This is a genomic window from Pseudalkalibacillus sp. R45 (genome assembly GCF_052246725.1).
Taxonomy (GTDB): domain Bacteria; phylum Bacillota; class Bacilli; order Bacillales; family Fictibacillaceae; genus Pseudalkalibacillus.
In genome coordinates this window covers 35956-51438 of the sequence record NZ_JBQQCL010000011.1, presented here as the reverse complement: position 1 = coordinate 51438, position 15483 = coordinate 35956, and the positions used below count along the sequence as shown (strand labels likewise).

Below are 15483 nucleotides of genomic sequence, written 5' to 3'. Positions count from 1 at the left end.
GAGCAGGAATAATTGTGGAACAGGTGAAAATAAGTACCTTACAATTATATGTATTGATGGTGTTCTTCCAGCTTGGCAGTGCTGTTGTTGTTGGACTCGGTCTACAAGCAAAACAGGGAGCTTGGATTGCGATACTGATAGGAATGGGAGCAGGTCTTGTGCTTTTTTGGATGTATACCCAAATCCACCTTTATCAGCCAGAAAACAATTTCGTAAATATGCTCCAAGAATCATTTGGGAACGTTTTCGGCAAGGTGGTCGGATTCCTATACATCCTTTATTTCATTTATCTAGCTGCCCGAGTCCTTCGTGATTTTGGTGAATTATTGCTTTCTGCAACCCTAGTGGAAACACCAATGTTCGTTATTTTGACGATCATGATTCTTGCATCCCTTTATGTCATTTCGAAAGGGATCGAAGTACTAGCAAGGACCAGCGAATTTTATTTTCCTATCCTTTCGGGATTGGTTGTACTTGGTATAGGATTACTATTCGCTTCTAAAGCTGTTCAGTTGAAAAATTTACAGCCATACACTGGTGAGGGTTGGGGACTGATATTGCAAACGGCTTTTCCAATGACACTGACCTTTCCATTTGGTGAATTGATTGCCTTTTTGATGCTTTTCAAGTATGTAAATAAGACTAATAGAGTTAGAACTACTGGAATATTTGCTATTTTGACAAGTGGTATTATCCTTGCGGTGACTGCCATTATGGACGTTGCAGTTCTTGGCGCAGACTCTGCTGCACGGACGACTTTTCCGTTATTGATGACGATCAGTCGGATCGAGATAGGGGATTTTATCCAACGATTGGATGCCATCGGGGTCTTCATTTTGATCATCGGCATGTTTTTCAAAGTTTCGCTTTTCTACTACGTGGCTGTAGCATGTACGGCGTCCGTCTTCAATGTGACCAAATTCAAGCTGCTCTTTTACCCCGTCAGCTTGGTGATTTTGTTTGCAGCACTTACAATCACCTCGAACTTTTCTGAACATTTAGAAGAAGGAATGCAATTAGTACCTTTCTATATCCATTTACCTTTACAGCTCGGAATACCTTTTCTAGTCTTGCTCATCCTATCTGTAAAATATCGTAAACGTATTAACGGCGTACAATGAAATAAAATTGAACAATTAAAGATAAACAAAGAATGAATAGCAACAAGAACTCGAATTCATCAGGAACTGTAAATGGGTTCAATTGATCTGTAAATTCAAAATAAGTACCCAGGTGGTAATCCAAAATAGATATCAGGGTGATGATGGCGACCAATAGAAGAAACGTAATACCGATGATTTTCATCTCGAAACCCTCCGTCCGAAACTGTCCATCTTTATTTTCTTCAAAAAAAATTTTTCTATGACCTTACGACTTACAGTGGAACGAAAGTAAGCTTTTTCACTTTTTTCGAAGAGGTTTTCATTTCATTTTAGAGAATATATAATTGTAATATTGTCGAAAAAACAACATGAGAGAGGCTGACCTTTTTGAGTCAGTTCTCCCATCAATATAGAGACGCAGTTTCTTCATGTGTAAGGAGAAAGGGGTATCAAGCCAGGCGATGAGCTATATGCTGCAACAATTAGACGAAGAAAAAGTATTTAAAGATCCTGTACACAGATACATCCACGTACGTGATCGTATCATTTGGGATTTGATCGGAACGAAGGAGTTCCAGCGTTTGAGAAGGATCCGTCAACTCGGCACCACGTTTTTGACGTTCCATGGCGCTGAACACAGCCGGTTCAGCCATTCGCTCGGGGTGTATGAAATCGTTCGTCGGATCATTGAAATTTTTCAAGGGCGACCTCATTGGGACGATGATGAGCGCATCCTCTGTTTAGCAGCAGCACTTTTACACGATGTCGGACATGGCCCCTATTCACATTCCTTTGAAAAAGTATTCAATCTTGACCACGAGGATTTTACACAATCGATCATTCTAGGGGATACAGAAGTAAACAGCGTCTTAAAGAGGGTCGAGGATGACTTTCCGCGTAAGGTTTCCGAGGTCATCGCAAAAACCTATGAAAACAAGCTTGTCGTCAGCATGATCTCAAGTCAGATCGATGCAGACCGGATGGACTACTTGCTTCGTGATGCTTATTTCACGGGAGTCAGTTATGGTCAATTCGATATCGAACGGATTTTGAGGGTCATGCGACCGAAAGAAGACCAGGTCGTCATCAAACATAGTGGCATGCATGCTGTAGAGGACTACATAATGAGCCGTTATCAAATGTATTGGCAAGTCTATTTCCATCCAGTGACGCGAAGTGCGGAGGTCATCCTGTCGAAAATCCTCCATCGTGCAAAAGCACTTTACAAGGAAGGCTATACGTTTAAATTAGAGCCGATCCATTTTGTTTCGTTATTCAACGACAACGTCGATCTCGATGACTATTTCAAGCTCGACGAAGGGATCATCCAGTTCTATTTCCAGGCCTGGCAGGATGAAGAGGATGTGATTCTCAGCGATCTTTGTGAGCGCTTTTTGAATCGACGTCTGTTCAAGTATATGGAATTCAACCCAAACGTCCATATGGAACATTGGCATAGGCTTTATACGTATTTCGTCAAAGCTGGAATCGACCCGGATTATTATTTGATCGTTGATTCGTCATCCGATCTTCCTTATGACTTTTATCGTCCAGGTGAGGAAGAAGAACGCCTGCCGATCCACCTTTTGATGAAGAGCGGGGAATACCGGGAACTGTCTAGAGAGTCTACCGTGGTCGAAGCGATTTCAGGTAAAAAACGGACCGATCACAAGTTGTATTATCCATCAGATCTAGTAGAAAAAATAGACGATGAGGATCTAAAGAGAAAAATCAGTGAAATATTAGAATTTTAGGAGGGGATTCTTCGTGCTTGAGCATCATGCGCGGTTGGTTGCATTGTTCGATTATGCCAGAGAGGTCGTAGGACGGAAGAAGCTTCAGAAAATGGTATATATCGCTAAAAAGTTGAACTTTCCTTTTGGAGAAAAATATCAGTTTCATTTTTATGGGCCATATTCAGAGGAATTGACCTTGCGCGTCGAAGAACTTTGTAATCTTGGGTTTATCGAAGAGACGAGAGAAAAGGTATCAGGCTATTATCAGTATCGCTATACACTGACAGGTGAGGGTGAACAGTTCTTAAAGCATTATGACCTGGATCTGGAGCCGTTGAAGGAGTGTGTTACATCGATGAATGAACAGCCTTCACGCATCCTTGAGCTTATTTCAACCATCCTTTATTTCAATCACCTTCCGAAAGAAGAGGTAGTTGAAAAAGTACAAGTCGTCAAACAAAAACAGAAATATACGGAAGAAGAAATCGAAGAGGCATTCCGATATATCGAGGATTTGAAAAGCCAAACGGTTGTATCGTAAGGCGAACATTTGAAAAAACAAGGCTGTTTTCGCAAACGTTGTTGCTCTTGCACTTAAAGAAAGTATAAAATACTTTCTTCAGTATAAGGGCAACTAAGGCTCGACCTATAAAAGGCTTGGTCTCGCCAAGTTTTCTTTAAAAGTCGTTGATTTCCGCTCCAGGATGCTCGCTTTCCGCGGGGCGTGCGGTGAGCCCGCAGGACAAGGAAAGCTTCTGGAGCGTTACATCACACGAAGAAAATGCGATTTTCATTTTCGAGGAGTCTCGCACCTTGCTCTTCAATCAACTTGGACAAGGTGAGTTTTTAAAATTGACTCAAACGCAACAATCTTTTAGAAAAGAGCAAAAATTAAATAGGCATATCGGCGACGTTTTCTATCGCCGAGTGCCTTTTAATATGGTTTGTTAAATAGGAGCAGAAATATTAAAAATCATATTGACAAACACTACATTTAGTGAGAATGTAAGATTAACAACACAATATATTGATATTATTCAAGCGACAGGTGTCTCGTTAGGAGACTTGATAGGGAATCTGGTGAGAATCCAGAACTGTCCCCGCAACTGTAATTGTCGACGAACGGAATATGCCACTGTATAAGAGAGTCTAGCAATAGGTGCTTATATGGGAAGGTTCCTAGTAGGATGAAGCAAGAGTCAGTAGACCTGCCTGAGCTTGAGTGTTTCAATTCTTCGGGGATTGAGGGTTGAAGCGTGGACGGCTATTCAGTTCGGGCGTGGATCTTTTTTTTAAGGTCCCTCTCAATGTCATATCGTCTCCGTTTCAACCACTCGATATCCGGGTGGTTTTTTTACACTTAAAGAAAGTATAAAAATACTTTCTTTAGTATAAGCGCTACTAAGGATCAGCAGCGCCAAGGCTTGGCTTTGCCAAGTTTTCTTTAATGGATTCATAGAAATGGAGGAATGGATATGTCGACTTTACTGAATAAAAAGCGCTTGCCGAAACGTATCATCGATCTTACTGAAAAGCTAGCAGATCGATTTCCACAACTGGATATAGCGGATTTCACCGAGAAAACTGCACTGCAATGGGATGAGACAGATAAAAAAGCCCTGGTCAACCTGTTGCTGCTCGAAGGGATGGCACGAATCACACAAGAAGAACCGGATTGGACGTATGTCTGCTCCAAAATCCATCTCCACTCTCTTTATGAGGAAGCGGCACATAACCGTGAACAAGCACCGGGTTACGGAAACTTCCATGGGCTGCTGCAATCTCTCATCAAGAAAGGGCTGTTTGATAAGGAACTTCTCAAAAATTATACAAAAGAGGAAGTGGATGAGCTTGATGCCGCCCTTGTACCTGAGCGGGATGAGTTGTTCACATATGCAGGGATTCGAATGTTAGCCGACCGTTATCTAGCAAGGGATCATGATCGTCATTTGTACGAACTGCCTCAGGAACGCTGGATGGTCATCGCGATGACATTGATGATGCCTGAACCGAAGGAAAATCGGCTTCAACTTGTAAAAGAAGCGTACTGGGTGCTGTCCAATCTCTACATGACAGTCGCTACACCAACGCTTGCAAATGCCGGGAAAGCTCATGGGCAGCTCAGCTCGTGTTTCATTGATACAGTCGATGACAGTTTACGTGGAATTTATGACTCAAATACAGATATCGCGATGCTCAGTAAAGCAGGTGGAGGTATCGGAGTCTACCTTGGTAAGATCCGTAGCAAAGGGTCTGACATAAAAGGTTATAAAAACACTTCATCCGGGGTGATCGCCTGGATGAAACAACTGAACACGACAGCCGTGAACGTCGATCAGCTCGGTCAGCGGAATGGTGCTGTGGCAGTCTACTATCCTGTGTTCGGAAAAGACATTTTCGCATTCCTCGATGCCAAGTTGAACAATGGTGATGAACGGCAGAGGACGCATGATTTGTTCACGGGCGTTGTCATCCCAGATCTCTTCATGGAAAAAGTAGAAAACCGTGAAGAATGGCATCTGTTTGATCCACACGAGGTTAAGAAACAGATGGGATTCGAGCTTGATGATTTTTACGATGAAAAAGAAGGTGAAGGGAGCTTCCGGGAAAAGTACGAACAATGCGTCAATCATCCGTTGCTTTCACGGGAAACAGTTCCGGCGATCGATATCATGAAACGGATCATGATCAGTCAGCTTGAAACTGGCGGGCCGTTCATGTTTTACAAGGATACGGTGAACCGCCTTAATAACAATCATCATGAAGGCATCATCTATTGCACCAACCTTTGTACGGAAATTACGCAAAACCAATCAGCAACAACTGTTGAAGAGGAAACGACTACAGATGGAAAAATCATCATCACAAAAACACCTGGTGATTTCGTTGTCTGTAACCTATCAAGTCTCTCTCTTGCGAAAGTCGTGAAGGAAGAGGTGCTGGAGCGGGTCATTCCGATCCAGGTGAGGATGCTTGATAACGTCATCGAGCTCAACAAAAATAAAATCGAAGTGAAGCAAGCGATCTTGACTAATGACAAATACCGAGCGATCGGATTAGGGACGTTCGGCTGGCATCATCTTCTCGCACAGGAAGGGATCCGCTGGGAGTCGGAAGAGGCGGTGGCATTCGCGGATCAGCTCTATGAAAAAATCAATTTCCTAACGATCCAGGCAAGCCATGCCCTTGCAAAAGAAAAAGGGGCTTATCCGACATTTGAAGGCAGCGACTGGAGTACAGGCGATTATTTTAAAAAGAGAGGGTATGAAAGTGCGGAGTGGTGCAATCTAGCTGAAAACATCCAACAAGATGGCGTCCGGAACGGTTGGCTTCTTGCAGTTGCACCGAATGCCTCGACAAGTATCATTGCAGGCTCCACTGCGAGTATCGATCCGATTTTTAAAAAGCAATATGCAGAAGAAAAGAAAAACTCGAAAATCCCTGTGACGGCTCCAGACTTGTCACCTGAAACGACCTGGTTCTACAAGAGTGCGTATGATATCGACCAAAAATGGAGCATCCGCCAAAATGCGGTGAGGCAGCGTCATGTGGATCAATCGATATCGTTCAATCTTTATGTACGGAATACAGTAAAAGCGAAAGAACTTCTAGACCTGCATTTATCAGCCTGGAAATCTGGATTGAAGACGACATACTATGTCCGGTCCACTTCCCACGAAGATGTAGAAGGGTGTGATTCTTGTGAAAGCTGATGCGACTGAAACCTTGAATCTGAGAGAACTTTATGTGCCAGAAGCCCCGAACGCCTCCACGGGAATCTTGAATGGTCAAAGCTCGAATGTCTTGAACTGGGACGATGTTCGCTATACATGGGCTTACCCGTTGTATAAACAGATGCTTTCAAACTTTTGGACACCGTTCGAGATCAATATGTCAGGTGATCGCAAGCAATACGAAGAGCTTTCAGCAGACGAAAAAGAAGCCTTCAACAAAATCATCGGTTTGCTCGCATTTCTCGACAGCATCCAGACAGATTATGCGAACAGGGTGGCCGGTTATTTGACAGATTCGAGTTTGACGGCATTGATGACGGTCCTTGCCTTTCAGGAGGTCGTCCACAATCAGTCATATTCTTACGTTCTTTCAAGTCTTGTCGATAAAAGGAAGCAGGATGAGATTTTCGAGTATTGGAAGCATGATTCAGTCTTACGGGAGCGGAATGAATTTATTATCGAAGGCTATGAATCATTCGTGAAAAACCCGACACCGGAAACGTTCTTAGAGTCAATCGTCTATGACGTCGTACTAGAAGGGTTGAACTTTTACTCAGGCTTCAGTTTCTTCTATAACCTTGCAAGGAACCAAAAAATGGTGTCCACTTCGACGATGATCAATTACATCAACCGGGATGAACAGCTCCACGTCCATTTGTTCACGAAAATCTATCACGCTGTCATAGAGGAATTTTCTTTAGATCCGATAGAAGCACAGCATTTTGTCAGGAAAACATTCGAAAAAGCGACAGAGCTTGAAATTCAGTGGGGGAATTACATTTTAGGAGATCGGTTCCCTGGCATCACGTCATCCGAACTTGATTCCTATATCAAATTCATCGCAAACAAGCGGGTGAATCAGCTTGGAGCTGAGCGACCTTATCCTGAACATCGCAAAAATCCGATGCCATGGATCAAAGCCTATGAATCGGTGAATGAAGGGAAAAGTGACTTTTTCGAACAAAAATCCCGCCAATATACGAAGGTTTCGGATGATAACGGTTTTGACGATCTTTAATAGAAGGCTTTATTATGATTGCTTATAGGAATCTTTATAGTGAAATTCGCGACATTCCAGCGAGAGAAGCGAAAAATTCACTAGATTGCCAAAAATAGGATAAGGAGTTTCGTGATCAATCCCGTATTACTAATAATAAGCATAATTATTAGCAGGGAGGGGTCGACGTGAGTAAGGAAAATGAAGGGAAGAAAAAGTCGGAAGTTGATGAGATCCAGTATTCCGATCTGATTGGTGATATCATCAAACGCGCTGAACAGGAAGGTGCTTTTGAGAACTTGAAAGGGAAAGGTAAACCCCTGAAGTTGGATGGGGACCATTCGTATAATCCTGACCGTCTGTTGAATAAGGTGATGAAGGACAATAATATCCTACCGCCATGGATCCAGATGGAAAAGGAAATTGAGCGGATGAAAGAAGAATTGGCGTCCTACTCAAGTGAATATAACATCCGGAAGTCTGTCGAGGAAATCAACAAGAAGATTTTCAATTACAACCTGACTTGTCCTCCACCTGCACAGAAACGAAAATTGAAGATGGAGGATTACTTGCCAGCGGAATAAAATGCGTTATGTAGATAATTTTTCATTTTTGTAGATGACACCCCCATTTTTGTAGATAATTTCATATTTTTTGCATTTACCCTCGATTTTTGTAGATAACAAATGGTTTTCACATAGGTGACCGGAAGCATCCTCACTTTGAGATCTCGAAATGCTCATTTTTTCCTAAAAGTACAGCGGATTTCGTGAATTCAAAATAGAAATTATCTATTTTCAATCAAAAAGACCTGAATGGAAACATTTCCTTCCATCAGGTCTTTCGTCTTTTAACTCCAGGTCAGCAATGAAATGGTATATCTACTGCTTTTTGTAATTCCTCGGTACATAATCAGGATAATCACTGATGATGCCGTCGACACCTGCATCAAGAAGCGGCTGGACGTCTTCTTTTGCCCGAACTGTCCAGGGCATGACTCCCATGTAGAGAGAATGGATACGATCGACTAAAGCACGATCGATTTGATTTTTGTGCGGATTCACGTAATCGGCATACGACTTGAATTCATTCAAGGAATCATCTGTAAGATCGAGATAGTTGGAAGTAAGCACACCGATCGGAACTTCAGGTAAAAGGTTGTGGAAGGTCTTCATCGAATCGAAATCAAAAGACTGTACAATGACGGAATTGTTTTCTGGCTTATCCATATTCCGTTCCTTCAATACTTCAGCCACTTTTTCTTCAATTCCAGGGTAGTTAGAAGGGGCCTTCAGTTCAATCAAGAGTTTTGTTTTACCACGCATTCCATCCAACACATCTTCAAAAGTTGGAATCGGCTCACCTTCAAATTCAGGTGCAAACCAGCTTCCTGCATCAAGAGCGCGAAGCTCTTCGTATGTAAGGTCACTTACTTTTCCTGTGCCGTTTGTAGTCCGGTCTACAGTAGTATCATGAATGACGACGAGTTCCCCATCCTTGCTCATTTGTACATCCAATTCAACGTAATCTGCTTTCATCTCAAACGCTTTCCGGAAAGCAGCCATCGTATTTTCCGGCGCATAGCCTGCAGCTCCGCGATGTGCCACATTTTCAACATGCCCATGACTTACAGCAGCTGCGCGTTCGATCGGTAATGCTAGAAAAACTGCAACGATAGATAAAGTGAACAATGCCATTACGAGCCTTTTTCCTGTAAAAGTAAACATACGCTCATCCCCATTCAGTTAAGTTTTGAATACAGTACCTACACTAACGGGGCTCTTTTAACATGGTATGAACCTGAATATAATTTTTATGGATGAAAAGGGGTACAAAGGCCGAGAGTTTGTTAAGGGGATGTTGACTGTAGGCAATTCGTGGCAATAACGCAAAAAGACAAGTTTCATAAAATAGGCAAAAGGAAAGGAATCGCCCATAAGCGATTCCTTAGATCAACTCTATTAATGTGGCACATAAGCCAATTGGATGAAGAATAAGACGGCGAACAACATGACGAGAGGATGGACTTCACGCCATTTGCCTCGTACAATTTTCAAAAGCGGATAAGAGATGAATCCGAGTGCGATTCCTGTTGCAATGCTTGATGTAAGTGGCATCGTCAATATGATCAGGAATGCCGGGAATGATTCGTCAAAGGTGTTCCAATCGATTTTCGAAAGACTTGACAGCATGAAGCTACCAACGATGATCAAAGTTGGAGCAGTGATTGCAGCGAGTCCTGAAATCGCCCCTACGAGTGGAGCGAAAAACATCGCAACGATGAATAGGAAAGCGACGACCATGTTGGTCATTCCGGTACGACCGCCCGCAGCAACACCTGAAGACGATTCGATATATGCACTTGTTGGACTTGTTCCGAAAATCGCTCCAACAGAAGTAGCGACAGAATCCGCCAGCAGCGCTTGACGTGCACGCGGCATCTTGTTTCCTTTCATCAAGCCAGCTTGTTCAGCTACCCCGATCATCGTACCAGTCGTATCGAAGATGGTAACGAGCAGGAATGAAAATACGACTGCATAAAGACCAAAGGTGAACATATCCCCTATAGCAGTAATCGGGCTTCCGAAAATGAAAGCATCCGGCATCGATGGTAAACCAACGACGCCATCCTTAAATTCAAGCTGTCCAGTGAAATACGCAATCGTTCCAGTGACAACCATCCCCAAGAACAGGGCACCGTTCACATTCAACGCCATCAGGATCAGTGTTACAGCTAACCCAACTAAAGTTAAAATGACCTGCGGCGAGTGGAGATCCCCTAATCCGACAAGGTTCTGTGGATGGGAAACGACAAGACCGGTAAGCCTTAACCCAATGAAAGCGATGAATAATCCGATTCCTGCAGTGATTCCGTACTTCAGGTTCGAAGGGATCGCCTCAATCAGTTTTTCACGGAAAGGTGTCAGCGATAGGATCACGAACAAAATACCGGCAATGAATACAGCCCCGAACGCTACTTCATAAGAGACACCCATACCACCGACGACAGAATACGCAAAGTAGGCGTTCAACCCCATTCCAGGCGCGATCGCGATCGGATAGTTGGCGAACAGCCCCATCCAGAGTGTTCCCACGACAGTCGCAATGATTGTCGCCATGAAAACAGCATCGAAAGGTGCACCGGCCTCACTTAAAATACCCGGATTGACGACGACGATATAAACCATTGTCAAAAATGTCGTCAAACCAGCAATTAATTCGGTTTTAACGTTAGTTTGGTTTTCTTGTAGCTTAAAAAAGTTGGTAAACATAAGAAATACCCCCGAAATACGAACAATTATAATAACCATCCATAATAATATTCGTTTTTAATTGAGAATGCAAGAGGTAATCCGTAATCATTCATAAGAATTGAATAGTATGATAAGATAAAACCATACATTTAAGAGGATGTTCGTATTAAAACATATACTTATAGAGGATAATAGGAGGTTTTGGACGTGAAAGATCTCTTTGATAACAATAATAATAATAACGATGGTAATAAAAAGCCGAAGAAAAAACAAGGATTTACAATATTAAGCGGAGATTCTACGGATGGTCACGGCGGTTACGGTGTCGGAACGATCAATCTCAACAACCTGACGCCGATCTTTGTCGACCCTGCAGATGAAGAAGTGTTCGTCGATATGGGAGCATTGCATGCTAGAAGCTCGGTCGAGAAACGAATCAAATTTACGGCGAAACGTGAAGATGCGCCGAATCCGAAACTGTACTGGCTCGTATGGGTGATGGTTGATTCTTCAAGTGAAGGACCATTTTACGCTGGATTAGGAGCCTGTGAACTCCAGGTCGATGCAAAAGCAAGACGAGGCTATAAAAGCATGCCTGAACACGTGAACAATATGGATAAAGCACTTAAGAAAAAAGTCGTCACCGACCATATGGACGAAAAATCGAAAGCATTGTTGAAGAAGTTTTTAATCGAGTATAACGAGGAATTCTGGGAACGGGCGAGTGAGGAAGTAAAGAACGCCCTTTAACTCCCGGGTACAGCCTTTCTGCAAGGCTCTTTTCTAAAAGATTGTTGCTTTTGAGTCAGTTTTAAAAACCACCTTGTGCAAGTTGATTGGAGAGCAACTCCTGCGGGATCAGCGTGCCTACTACCTGAATAATCTCCTCGCAAGGCATGCGACGAGGAAGCTCACTTCGACAGGACTTTCTTGTAGACGCAGGAGCACAAATGCTTCCTTGAAAAGGAGACTCCTGAGGTAGTAAGGCGACTCACCACACGCCCCGCGGAAAGCGAGTATCCTGGAGCGGAAATCATCGACTTTTAAAGAAAACTTGGCGAGACCAAGCCTTTTGTAGGTCGAGCCTTAGTTGCCCTTATACTGAAGAAAGTATTTTATACTTTCTTTAAGTGCAAGAGCAACAAAGTTTGCGAAAACAGCTTTCTGCCAAAACGTTGTAACGGAAATTTCTTTGAACAGTTTTTGAACAAAATGTGAAAAACCTGTGCGTTGGACTTGAAATCGAGTAAAATAAAAACTAGTTTTACACACATATTTACTAGGACAGAAAAAGGGATTGGCTCATCATGAGTCAGTCCCTTTTTCCAATGAGTGCAACAATCCGCTTTTTAACCTCTTATCCAGTTCCAAATCTTCTTGAAAAAGCCTTTTTCCTCTGTCGATTTTGGAGAAACGGGCATTGTTTTTTCCTGATCGCTAGCATCGCCTGTACAATACTTCGTAGGCTCTGTCCCTTCAACATAATACGAAAGCTTCTTTCCGGGACAGCTGTCACTCGCGAGCAACCCTGTATCTGGATTGACATACACGCCGACCACATCCTTCGGCTTAGGGAATTGTGCGACCGGACGACCTGCCATCGCATCCTTCATGAAGTGCCCCCAAATGTTTTTTGAGTAGAGGACATCATTGAACGGGTGTAATGTTTTACCTTTATCATATCCCGTCCATACGCCGGTTACGAGCTGAGGCGTATAACCGATGATCCAGTTATCATAGTTGGTAGAGCCCGTTTTCCCAGCTGTCGGGCGATCGATCAGACTGTTGATGGAAGCACCGGTGACTCGTGTATAGTCATTAAGGCGTTCATCGAAAACGCCTTTCATCATGTCCGTCATCACATATGCGTATTCCGGCTCGACGACTCGCTTTTTTTCGACATCTTGCTCGTACACCACGTCTCCTTTATAGTCGACGACTTTTTTGATGAATCTTGGTTCAGTTTTTAAACCATTATTGGCAAATACACTGTATGCGGATGTCATCTCAAGGACCCCGACAGGCTTAGTACCGAGTGCCAACGAAGGGATTGAAGCCAGGTCGCTCTTTATACCAAAATCCTTGGCCGTTTCAACGAGCTGTTCAGGTCCGATGAAGATGTTGGTCTTTACGGCATAAACGTTGTCAGAAACAGCAACCGCTTGAGCTAAAGTAATATTGTCATTGGCATAATGGTTGCCGAAATTTTCTGGTGTATACTGATTTTCTTCTCCTTCAAAGAACGTCGTCCGCTCACTCATCAACAGACTAGAAGGTGTAAATCCATTCTTCAAGGCAGCCGTATAAAGAAATGGTTTGAATGTGGATCCAGGTGCACGCCGTGCCTGGGTTGCGCGATTATAGGCGCTCTCCAAATAATTCCTTCCGCCGACCATTGCTTTGACATCGCCTGACCTCGGATCGAGTGCAACCATGCCAACTTGTATACTCGAGGTTCTTGGGATCGATTTTTCAACCCAGTGCTCTGCTTTATCCTGTAATTCCGGATCCAAGGTTGTATAGACGTGGTAACCGCCAAGCTCTACTTCATCAGCATCTAATCCGATTTTGTTTTTCAAAAGGTATTCGACTTCATCCTGAAAGTAAGATGCTTTATCAATCGGCAAGTTTGCTTTCCCCACGATTTTTAAAGGTTCTTCATAGGCTTGGACTGCTTCTTTTGCACTTGCTGCTCCTGTTGCGACCATTGCATCCAGCACAATCTTTTGCCGTTTTTTTGCACGATCCATATTGACGATTGGACTATAATAAGACGGTCCTTTAGGAATACCAGCCAGCATGCTTGATTCAGCCAGGTTCAAATCTTTTGCAGACTTCCCGTAGTAATATTGAGATGCTGCTTCGATTCCGTAATTCCCATGGCCGTAATAGATGGTGTTCAAATAACCTTGAAGGATTTCATCTTTCGTATAATTGGCTTCGATCCTTGCTGCGTAAATCGCCTCTTTCAGCTTCCGTTCCCAGGTTTTATCTGGCGCCAGGAATAGATTCCGAGAGTACTGCTGCGTGATCGTGCTCGCGCCCTGCACTTTCGAACCTGCCCGGATATCCGCTAGGATGGCAGCCGCGATCCGTTTATAATCAAAGCCGTGATGGCTATAGAATCTCCTGTCCTCAACAGCCACCGTCGCTTCTGTCATATAGGGGGAAATATCGTCAACTTTTACCCAGAAACGATTTTGACCAAGGGGTTCATACTCACCAATGATCGAATCATCTGATCCATAAAAGACCGTCGTCTGGGGGACTTTCAAGGGTGGAGGACCAATGAGATTGATTGTGATAAGAAATATGGAACCTAGCAATACAACAGGTAATGAAAATATCAATAATGTACGAAGCCAGAGCCAAACGATTTTCCATGTTCTCATCAAACGATCCACAGTTATGACTTCCACGACATGTCCCCCCTTACTCGAGTTTTTTACACGTTTGGTTCAGCAGATGACGAACCAAATGCAGTAGAAAAGTTTAAGAACCACGTATATGGTAAACAATGGCTCAGCCTACGCTAGGGCTAGGCTTTGCCAAGTTTTCTTTACTAGTATGGGAGGGTTTCAACGATTCTAAACGTTGACATGAAGGAGTTTGTTAAAATTTAGCTATAAAAATTCCCTTGCAAAAATAGGGCAATCGAGTATACTTTTCTTGCACATTATGAATTTGGAAGTTTCAAATGGATGACTGAGGGAAACGGACAATAGATGATCGATTATGGGAACAGAACTTAATTGTTGATTTCTAAGAAATTTCCTAATCAAAAATAAAATTTAGCAAAGCTTAAGAAATAAAGATGAGGTGAATGGAATGGAATTATGGTATACCGAAAAGCAGACAGAGAAATTCGGCATCACTGCGAAAATCAAGCAGACATTACATACGGAACAAACGGATTTTCAGCGTTTGGACATGATCGAAACAGAAGAGTTTGGTAACATGCTTGTCCTTGATGGGATGGTCATGACGACCCAGAAGGATGAATTCGTTTATCACGAAATGGTCGCTCACGTTCCTCTTTTTACACACCCGAATCCGAAACACGTCCTTGTTGTCGGCGGTGGCGATGGCGGTGTCATCCGCGAAGTGTTGAAGCATCCTTCAGTGGAAAAAGCAGTACTTGTCGAGATCGATGGAAAAGTCATCGAGTATTCGAAAAAGTACTTGCCTGAGATCGCTGGGGATCTGGAGGATCCACGTGTTGACGTTCAAGTGGATGACGGATTCATGCACATCGCGAAAAGTGAAAACGAGTACGATGTCATCATGGTCGATTCGACTGAGCCGGTCGGTCCGGCAGCTAAATTATTTGAAAAAGGCTTCTATGAGGGAATTTCAAAAGCCTTGAAAGAGGATGGTGTATTCGTTGCGCAGACCGACAACCCTTGGTTTAAAGCGGATCTCATTTCTCAAGTGCACCGAGATGTGAAAGAGATTTTCCCTGTAACGCGGCTTTATATCGCGAACATCCCGACATATCCAAGCGGTTTGTGGACGTTTACGATTGGTTCGAAAAAACACGATCCATTAAAAGTGGTTGAAGATCGTTTTCATGAGATCGACACGAAGTACTATACAAAAGAATTGCATACAGCAGCATTCGCACTCCCTAAATTCGTCCGGGACTTAGTCGAGTAGGAG

Annotated in this window: 14 protein-coding genes and 1 riboswitch; of the genes, 9 read left to right on the top strand and 5 right to left on the bottom strand. The window is 43.2% G+C overall.

Annotated elements, in window-relative coordinates:
* The first annotated feature begins 14 nt into the window (after nucleotides 1–14).
* Nucleotides 15–1121 (top strand): GerAB/ArcD/ProY family transporter, encoded by a 1107-nt coding sequence (locus ACTWQL_RS17295; RefSeq protein WP_443143679.1) that lies wholly within the window; start codon nucleotides 15–17, stop codon nucleotides 1119–1121.
* On the opposite strand, the gene ACTWQL_RS17290 is transcribed toward ACTWQL_RS17295, so the two are convergent.
* Nucleotides 1105–1305, bottom strand: a complete 201-nt coding sequence (locus tag ACTWQL_RS17290) for a hypothetical protein (protein ID WP_443143678.1) — start codon at nucleotides 1303–1305, stop codon at nucleotides 1105–1107. The two genes, ACTWQL_RS17295 and ACTWQL_RS17290, sit on opposite strands and share 17 nt — an antisense overlap.
* Nucleotides 1306–1564: 259 nt before the next feature.
* On the opposite strand from ACTWQL_RS17290, the gene ACTWQL_RS17285 reads away from it, so the two are divergent.
* The 6 genes from ACTWQL_RS17285 (at nucleotide 1565) to ACTWQL_RS17260 (ending at nucleotide 8154) form a co-directional block, all read left to right on the top strand.
* Nucleotides 1565–2857 (top strand): HD domain-containing protein, encoded by a 1293-nt coding sequence (locus tag ACTWQL_RS17285; RefSeq protein ID WP_443143751.1) that lies wholly within the window; start codon nucleotides 1565–1567, stop codon nucleotides 2855–2857.
* 13 nt (nucleotides 2858–2870) lie between these two features.
* Complete coding sequence (locus ACTWQL_RS17280) at nucleotides 2871–3380, top strand: YwgA family protein (protein WP_443143677.1); 510 nt, start codon at nucleotides 2871–2873, stop codon at nucleotides 3378–3380.
* Nucleotides 3381–3568: 188 nt separating this feature from the next.
* A complete protein-coding gene (locus ACTWQL_RS17275) occupies nucleotides 3569–3790 on the top strand; it encodes a hypothetical protein (protein WP_443143676.1) in 222 nt (73 codons plus the stop codon).
* Nucleotides 3791–3867: 77 nt separating this feature from the next.
* Nucleotides 3868–4069, top strand: a riboswitch (cobalamin riboswitch).
* Between the two features lie 245 nt (nucleotides 4070–4314).
* Entirely contained in the window at nucleotides 4315–6552 is a 2238-nt protein-coding gene (locus ACTWQL_RS17270; RefSeq protein ID WP_443143675.1) for a ribonucleoside-diphosphate reductase subunit alpha, read from the top strand.
* Nucleotides 6542–7591, top strand: a complete 1050-nt coding sequence (locus tag ACTWQL_RS17265; protein ID WP_443143674.1) for a ribonucleotide-diphosphate reductase subunit beta — start codon at nucleotides 6542–6544, stop codon at nucleotides 7589–7591. The genes ACTWQL_RS17270 and ACTWQL_RS17265 overlap by 11 nt, the downstream gene beginning before the upstream one ends.
* A 167-nt stretch (nucleotides 7592–7758) precedes the next feature.
* Nucleotides 7759–8154, top strand: a complete 396-nt coding sequence (locus tag ACTWQL_RS17260; protein ID WP_443143673.1) for a DnaJ family domain-containing protein — start codon at nucleotides 7759–7761, stop codon at nucleotides 8152–8154.
* A 297-nt stretch (nucleotides 8155–8451) separates the two neighbouring features.
* Here the strand turns inward: ACTWQL_RS17260 and ACTWQL_RS17255 are convergent, their stop codons facing one another.
* Both ACTWQL_RS17255 and ACTWQL_RS17250 read right to left on the bottom strand, forming a co-directional pair.
* Complete coding sequence (locus ACTWQL_RS17255; protein WP_443143672.1) at nucleotides 8452–9297, bottom strand: glycerophosphodiester phosphodiesterase; 846 nt, start codon at nucleotides 9295–9297, stop codon at nucleotides 8452–8454.
* 234 nt (nucleotides 9298–9531) lie between these two features.
* Nucleotides 9532–10842: an NCS2 family permease gene (locus tag ACTWQL_RS17250; protein WP_443143671.1), complete on the bottom strand. Its 1311-nt coding sequence runs from the start codon at nucleotides 10840–10842 to the stop codon at nucleotides 9532–9534.
* Between the two features lie 189 nt (nucleotides 10843–11031).
* On the opposite strand from ACTWQL_RS17250, the gene ACTWQL_RS17245 reads away from it, so the two are divergent.
* Nucleotides 11032–11574: a YwhD family protein gene (locus ACTWQL_RS17245; protein ID WP_443143670.1), complete on the top strand. Its 543-nt coding sequence runs from the start codon at nucleotides 11032–11034 to the stop codon at nucleotides 11572–11574.
* On the opposite strand, the gene ACTWQL_RS17240 is transcribed toward ACTWQL_RS17245, so the two are convergent.
* Together ACTWQL_RS17240 and ACTWQL_RS17235 are read right to left on the bottom strand one after the other, a co-directional pair.
* Complete coding sequence (locus tag ACTWQL_RS17240) at nucleotides 11571–11717, bottom strand: hypothetical protein (protein WP_443143669.1); 147 nt, start codon at nucleotides 11715–11717, stop codon at nucleotides 11571–11573. The two genes, ACTWQL_RS17245 and ACTWQL_RS17240, sit on opposite strands and share 4 nt — an antisense overlap.
* A 456-nt stretch (nucleotides 11718–12173) precedes the next feature.
* The gene (locus ACTWQL_RS17235) at nucleotides 12174–14243 is read right to left on the bottom strand and encodes a transglycosylase domain-containing protein (protein WP_443143668.1); all 2070 of its coding nucleotides are present in this window, start codon (nucleotides 14241–14243) and stop codon (nucleotides 12174–12176) included.
* A gap of 409 nt (nucleotides 14244–14652) precedes the next feature.
* On the opposite strand from ACTWQL_RS17235, the gene speE reads away from it, so the two are divergent.
* On the top strand, nucleotides 14653–15480 hold the full coding sequence (gene speE, locus ACTWQL_RS17230) for a polyamine aminopropyltransferase (RefSeq protein ID WP_443143667.1): 828 nt from the start codon (nucleotides 14653–14655) through the stop codon (nucleotides 15478–15480).
* Nucleotides 15481–15483: the final 3 nt, after the last annotated feature.